The organism is Brachyspira sp. (assembly GCF_050873525.1).
Taxonomy (GTDB): Bacteria; Spirochaetota; Brachyspiria; order Brachyspirales; family Brachyspiraceae; genus Brachyspira.
On the sequence record NZ_JBNMIZ010000139.1, the window covers coordinates 1 to 6,975 of the forward strand.

Sequence of the window (6,975 nt, forward strand, 5' to 3'; positions counted from 1 at the left end):
AAGTAAAATTTTATATTTTATTCAAAAAAAAAAAAAAAAATAGATAATTTACAAAAAACTATGTAAACTTATTAATAAAATTGAAAAAATATTGAATTAACATTGTCATTGTGTGAACTTTAAAAATCCGAAACAATATAATTTTATCACCAAGCTAAAGAAGGACAATCCAAATAAAATAAATCGATTTGTCTAAAAATTTGAAGTTGCCAAAAAATTTATTAATAATTCTGAAATTTTATTTTATCGTTTTCAACCGAAAAACCGTAAATGGAATCGTTAAAAATATTTATTCCTCGCAGTTTATTTAAGCCGTCCGTTCCCATATATTCTTTGCTGTAATTTTGCGATAAAAAAGGATTCGTTCTTATAAAAAAATACATTCCGTTTTCTATTCCCGTATAAGTCACTCTTCCGCTTGAAGAAATTCCAACGGCTAAAGAATTATCACGCGACGGGATTCTATATCCTTCAATCAAATTAAAATTATTTATTTCTGTCGTATATATCACATCGTCTTTATGTTTTCCATTTTCTATATTCATTGTAAGTATCGCTATTACTTCTTTATCCTCCACATAAACGCAGTCTATTATTTCTCTGTAGGACATTGTATTTGTGTCGGCGTATTCTATAGAGGAAAGCAAATATTCGTTTTCCATTTTTCCCGTATTCATGTCGTAAATATTGATAATTGGAATTTTATTTCTGTCTCTTTTCAAAACGGCAAATTTATCGTTAGTAAGCGAAAATAATTTTATTAAAGATTCGTATTCGTTTTCTATTATGGAATCTATATTATATAAAATTTTTCCTTCGGGAGATATTTTATTTAATGAAACGAAACCTACTTTAGTATAATTCGTATTTGTCACTTGAATCGTATAAGTTCCCGTGTGGGGATTGTCGTCTCCTTCCACAGTCGGACTTTCGGACGGCAAAGTCATCGTTATATTTGAAACGACTATATTGTCGATAAGTCTTAAATCATGCCCCGTTATATAAATATTTTGATTATCGTCTATCAAAGATATTTTTGATTTTTCCAAATTATTATATTCCAAATTAAAATTTCGGACATCGCTTCCTTCCGCTATTATCATTTTTGAATTCGATAAATCGAGCGCATATACAATATTATTATTTATATAATAAAAATCTCCAAAATAATACTGCCCGTTTACATTATAAACTTTCGGGCTGTCCAAATCTACTATATCGTTGCTATAAACCGTTATATCTTTATTCAATTCCAATTCCGCTATAACTTTTGCGGGAGTTATCGGAGGTTTAGGCAGACAAGATATTATGCAAGAAAAAATGATTAATGATAAAATAATTAATAAAATAGTAAAACGATTAAATCTCATAAAGCCTCTATTAATTCTTCCAAAGTTAAAGTTGAAGTTCCTCTCTTTCCAACCACAATTCCAGCGGCGGCGTTCGATATTTCAGCGGCTTCCTTAAATGAAAAACCAACCGAAAGGCACATTCCCAAAACCGATATTACAGTATCGCCTGCGCCAGAAACATCGAAAACGGTTTTTGCTCTTGTCGGAACTATATAAGATTCTCCTTTTATAGTTTTATCAAATAAAGCCATTCCGTTTGCGCTCAAAGTTATCATTAATTTTGAAAGCCCAAGTTTTTTTATTATGCTTTTTCCCAATATATCAATATTTTTGGGATTGAATTCGTAAAAATTTAATTTGCTCCCGATTTTTTCTATTCCTTCGAGTCCTTCAATCGCTTCTTTCAAATTCGGTGTCATTAAAGCGGCTTTTTTATAAAATGAAAAATGTTTTATCGCAGGGTCGACAAGAACGGGAACTCTTTTTTTATTGCATATATCGATTATTTTTTTTGCAGTTTTTTCGGTTATTATTCCTTTCGCATAATCGCTCACTATGACAACATTATAATCGTCAATATTTTTTATAAACGCTTTTTCTATTTCTTTATAAATCGATTTTGAAAATGGACTCGTATCCTCTTCGTCTATTCTCACTATTTGCTGATTGCCCGCAACTATTCTCGTTTTGGTTATCGTGCTTCTGCTTTCGTCCGTTATGATTCCCGCTTTAGAAATATTATAACGATTCATTTCTTCGATTATAGAATCCGTTGATTTATCATTTCCGATTACCGCAATAATTCCCACTTTGCCTTTATTAGAAAATTGAGAGCCTTCGAGTAGAGCCGATATATTTCTTGCAACATTTCCCGCTCCTCCCAAATAACTTTCTTCATGATTGACATGCAAAACGGGAACGGGCGCTTCGGGAGATATTCTTATCACATCTCCATAAGTGAATTTATCGAGCATCAAATCGCCAATTACCAAAACTCTAGCTTCGGTTATTTTTTCAACTTTATTTTTCAAATCCGATTTTTCCGTTTTCATTATAAAAATAAAACCTAATTTAAATTTAAGAATTATTATAACATAAACTTATTTAAATTGTAATCTTAAATTTTATTTGATTTATATTAAAAAATTTCGTTTGTTTTTTATAAAATTTATTATATAATACTTTCATAAATTAAATTCTCTCGAAAATGACTTTATGCTTTATTTGGATATTGATAAATATAATTTGCGCCACAAAGATATTAATTTAGATTATAAAAAACAAAATATAAAATTTGTTGCCTTTTTTAAATAAATTGCTATATTATAAGAGTAAACTATAAAAAATTAAGGGGTTCAAAATGAAAAAAGAAAAAACTTTTATTAAAAGAAATATCAAATCAAAAGCAGGTATTTTATTTTTAGTATTTGTATTATTTTGCATATTTGGAATTTTGGCATGCGGCGGAGATTTGCCTACGAGTTCTTCAGATAACGAGCAGAATAATAACTATAACGGCGTTATTATAGGCGAAAATATTATTAACGATAGTAACAATTTTCCTATTACCGATACTGATATTCCAACTATTGATAAAAATTCTCCTATAATCAATATGCCTACAACAAATATTAATCCATCATCGTATCCAGAAAGCACCTATCGTAATTTGGTGCATTTTGTAGGTTCCGCGAATATATCTTATAAAGATACAAGTTCTTTAACTGAACTTTGGTTAAACCTAATTAGTAAAAGTTTTGCTCTTGTAAAATATGACTTAGAAGACGGAATAGAAACATTTAAATTCGCTGAAAACGGCGACCTTTATTGGGAAAGAAATAATAATTCGACATTGATAAAAAAATTCCATGGCGGAACGGTAGTAATGTTGAAAGGCGGAGATTATCCAAACGCATATAGCGTTGGCGGAGTTTATACTTACGCATTAAGCAGAGACGAAGCTAAAAGTAAGGGAAGTAAAATATTAAACGCATATTTTGGAGTGAATAAAGGAAACGATGGAGGAGGAAAGAAGGGAAAAGTCGAAATATTGGTATTTAATCATGGATATACTCATACTATAGGTAATAAAAAGTATTCGGCTCATGCCTTACAATCCTATAATCAGCCCGCTAACGATAGAGTTTCAAAATATTTAGGAGAGTTAAGACCTGAAGATAGTATGCCTTCTTTGGGCTATTGGGATATATACAGAGCTTATTCATTTATGGAAGAGCAAATTTATGTAGGCTATTATTATTAATTAATAAGCAATAATTATTATATTATTTAAAATGGAGTTTCTTATGATTAGTAAATTACAATTAAAATTTATTATATTTTCTATAGTGGCAATTGTATCTATTTTTGGAATTTGTTCATGCGCTGAAGAGCAGCCGACTTCGGCGAGCGATTTTTCAATGGGAGAAAATAATTCTGGAGGAAGTTCAAAAAATACAAGCAATATTCCAAGCTGGGATAAAAATCTTTCATTTTCCGATTCGGGTAAATACGAAGGTTCAAAATATTTTTCTCCAGAGTCATATCTAACAATATATACTCCTTATACTAGCAGCGATTATGTAAAAGTTTCTTATGAAGATACCGAATCTTTAACAAGACTTTGGAAAGCTATGATTGATAGAAAAGGATTAAAAGACGGAAGCAGATACTATATACAAACTACCGAAGGCGAATTATATTTTGATAAAGATTATAATATTAGATGGAGTAAAAAACCTAATGTTATATTGAAAAAATTTAAAGGCGGCGTCATAGTTCAATACAAAGTCGGATTAACTGGAAAAGATGCGGGAAACGAACATGATGCGAGCGGCGGAAAAATGATAGGAAAATACGCTATAGCGGGACTTTATACTTACGCTTTAGGTTTGCCCGAAGTTATGGAATGGAAAAGCGACATGATTAATCTATTCTTTGGATATTACTCCGCAATAAAAGGCGATATGAACGAACTATACGCGGACAGAATGGAAATATTGGTATTAAACGGCGGACTTCCGTTAAATGAAAATGGAACTTATTCATCTTCTTCAAGCTCTGGATATTTTGCGCTTCAATCTTATCTGGACCCTATTGATAACGGATATGCAAACGGAAATAAAGATTTAAATAATATATTAGGAAAATCTCCCGAAAAATATATATCGTCACTAAAATCGTATAATATTTATAAATGGGGATTTCGCTGGCAGTATAAAAAATACGATTTATTGCAATAATATAATTTTAAATTAAAAAATAGATTTATTTTACTTTCTAATATAATATAATTCCTAAATTTTATTTTATATTTTATAAAAGGATTTTTAATTTATGGAAAATAATTTAAAAAATAATTATAACGAAAAAAATAATTTATCTTTTTTAACTATATTAATAATCTGTTCGTATATAGCATGTCAAATGATTTCAAATATAGCGAGCGTGAAAATCGCAAATGTTTTAAGTCTGGCTGTAGACGGAGGAACTTTTCTTTATCCTTTGGCTTTTACCATAAGAGATATGGCGCATAAAACCATCGGCAAAAAAAATACTCAAAAACTTATAATTGTGTCGGCGATTATAAATATATTTACTCCGATTTATTTTTATATAATATCTCAAATTCCCGCAGATTCAAATTGGGAATTTAACGAAGCATTTAAAACTACATTAAGCCCCGTTATAAGAATAGCGATAGCTTCGATAGTCGCATCCACTCTGTCCGAATTAGTCGATACCGAGATTTATCATTTTTTTGTAACTAAAATAACAAATAAATTTCAATGGTTAAGAGTTTTAATAAGTAACGCTTTTAGTATTCCGGTAGATAATTTTTTATTTGTATTGATAGCTTTTTGGGGAGTTTTGCCAATAGACGCTTTAATCGGAATATTTATTTTTAATTTCTTCGTAAAATATGCGGTGACAATTATAAGCGCTCCAATGATTTATTTAGTTAAAGAAAAAAGATAAAATAAATATAAAAAATAAAAAGATAGAAAAAGATTTAAACCTCTTTCTATCTTATATATTTAATTAACTCTTTCTAACAATCAAATTTTAAATTAGGCTTCTTTTTTGATTTTCGTTTTATATAACCAATCTACAAATACTGCAATCGCATTATCGCCCGAAACATTTGCCGCAGTTCCGAAAGAATCTTGAGTCAAATATAATGCTATCATTAAACCTTGCAATTCTTCTCCTATTCCAATCATAGGAAGGAAAGGCACAGCGCTCATTATAGCTCCGCCAGGCGCTCCAGGCGCCGCAACCATTGCAATTCCGAGCATAAATATAAAAGGAAGTATAGATAAATATGTCGGAGTTTGCCCCAATATCAATATAACCGCAGTCGAACAGCAAGTTATAGTTATCATAGAACCTGCCAAGTGAATAGTCGCGCAAAGAGGAATTACAAAATTTCTTATCTGTTTGGAAATGCCGTTTTTCTCCGCCGACATTAAACTAACGGGAATAGTAGCAGCGCTGCTTTGAGTTCCAACCGCCGTAAAATAAGCTGGAATCTGATTCTTTATAAGCATAAAAGGAGATTTTCTTCCAATTATTCCCGATATGATAAATAATGCCGTAATGTAAAGCAAATGAAGAATTATAACGACTACAAATACTTTACCGAAAATAACCAAAATATTTTGTATGCTTCCCGCGTGAGCTAAATTGGCGAAAGTTCCCAAAATATGAATAGGCAATATCGGAATAATTATTTTTTGAAGTATCGCTTGTATAACTTCCTCGAAGTCTTTTACTATCGCAAAAAGTTCCGCTCCCTGTCCTTTCGGGCGCAGCATCGTTATTCCTATTCCGAGTATAAAAGCGAATACGACTGCAGATGTTACATCGAATAAAGGTTCTAAAGGAATCGTAAAATATGATGAAAGTTCGGATGCAGTTTTTACCTCTCCTAATTGAGTAATATTCAAAAGAATCGGAAATAAATTTGAAGCGACTAAAAAAGCTATACTTCCCGCTAATATTGTAGAAGCGTAAGAAATCAAAACCGTCACTCCTATCAATTTTGAAGCGCCTTTAGTGAGACTAGCTATTCCATAACCGATAAACGAAACTATCATTAACGGAATGATAAAATTTAAAAATAACTTAAATATTGAACTTATCGTTACAAATATTCTCACAATCGGCTTGGGCAAAAATAAACCAACCAATATACCTAATATTATTCCTACGATAACTCTTGGGAAAAGTCCAATCTTTTTCATTTTCAAACTCCTTGAATTGATTTTTTATTTGATTTATAGAAATATTATAATTTATTTTTTGATTATATTCAATAGCTTAACTTAAATTTTTTAAATTAAATCTATTTCAATTATATATTTATCTTTTTTGGTTATTTCATTTTTTTTTGAAATTCTATTAACAGCGTAAGGTTTAAGATAAATTGCAATTATTTCGTTATTTGAATTTTCAATTATTGGAATATTATTTCTTTTTCTTAAAGGAATTTTTGAATCGATAAATATTCTTCTTAAAAGTTTTTTTTCTCCGCTCGGATACGAAATTAAAAAATCGGCGTTTTTTCTTTGCCGAACGATTATTGGATATTCGTTTTTTATATATAATTTTTCTTTATAAT

7 protein-coding genes are annotated in these 6,975 nt (G+C 30.1%); 3 read left to right on the top strand and 4 right to left on the bottom strand.

Annotated elements, in window-relative coordinates:
- Positions 1-221: 221 nt before the first annotated feature.
- Both ACR0QS_RS09250 and ACR0QS_RS09255 read right to left on the bottom strand, forming a co-directional pair.
- Positions 222-1,370: a hypothetical protein gene (locus ACR0QS_RS09250; RefSeq protein WP_432633156.1), complete on the bottom strand. Its 1,149-nt coding sequence runs from the start codon at positions 1,368-1,370 to the stop codon at positions 222-224.
- Complete coding sequence (locus ACR0QS_RS09255) at positions 1,367-2,404, bottom strand: bifunctional heptose 7-phosphate kinase/heptose 1-phosphate adenyltransferase (protein WP_432633157.1); 1,038 nt, start codon at positions 2,402-2,404, stop codon at positions 1,367-1,369. The genes ACR0QS_RS09250 and ACR0QS_RS09255 overlap by 4 nt, the downstream gene beginning before the upstream one ends.
- A gap of 308 nt (positions 2,405-2,712) precedes the next feature.
- Between ACR0QS_RS09255 and ACR0QS_RS09260 the strand changes: the two genes are divergently transcribed.
- The 3 genes from ACR0QS_RS09260 (at position 2,713) to ACR0QS_RS09270 (ending at position 5,330) form a co-directional block, all read left to right on the top strand.
- Positions 2,713-3,615: a hypothetical protein gene (locus ACR0QS_RS09260; RefSeq protein WP_432633158.1), complete on the top strand. Its 903-nt coding sequence runs from the start codon at positions 2,713-2,715 to the stop codon at positions 3,613-3,615.
- A 43-nt stretch (positions 3,616-3,658) separates the two neighbouring features.
- Positions 3,659-4,594, top strand: coding sequence for a hypothetical protein (locus tag ACR0QS_RS09265; protein ID WP_432633159.1), 936 nt, complete (start codon positions 3,659-3,661; stop codon positions 4,592-4,594).
- 94 nt (positions 4,595-4,688) lie between these two features.
- The gene (locus ACR0QS_RS09270; RefSeq protein WP_432633160.1) at positions 4,689-5,330 is read left to right on the top strand and encodes a queuosine precursor transporter; all 642 of its coding nucleotides are present in this window, start codon (positions 4,689-4,691) and stop codon (positions 5,328-5,330) included.
- 92 nt (positions 5,331-5,422) lie between these two features.
- On the opposite strand, the gene ACR0QS_RS09275 is transcribed toward ACR0QS_RS09270, so the two are convergent.
- Together ACR0QS_RS09275 and tilS are read right to left on the bottom strand one after the other, a co-directional pair.
- Positions 5,423-6,598 carry a dicarboxylate/amino acid:cation symporter gene (locus ACR0QS_RS09275; protein WP_432633161.1) on the bottom strand — a complete coding sequence of 392 codons (1,176 nt, stop codon included), beginning with the start codon at positions 6,596-6,598 and terminating at the stop codon, positions 5,423-5,425.
- A 90-nt stretch (positions 6,599-6,688) separates the two neighbouring features.
- Positions 6,689-6,975, bottom strand: a 287-nt coding sequence (tilS, locus tag ACR0QS_RS09280; RefSeq protein WP_432633162.1) for a tRNA lysidine(34) synthetase TilS, incomplete at its 5' end; no start/stop codon positions are given.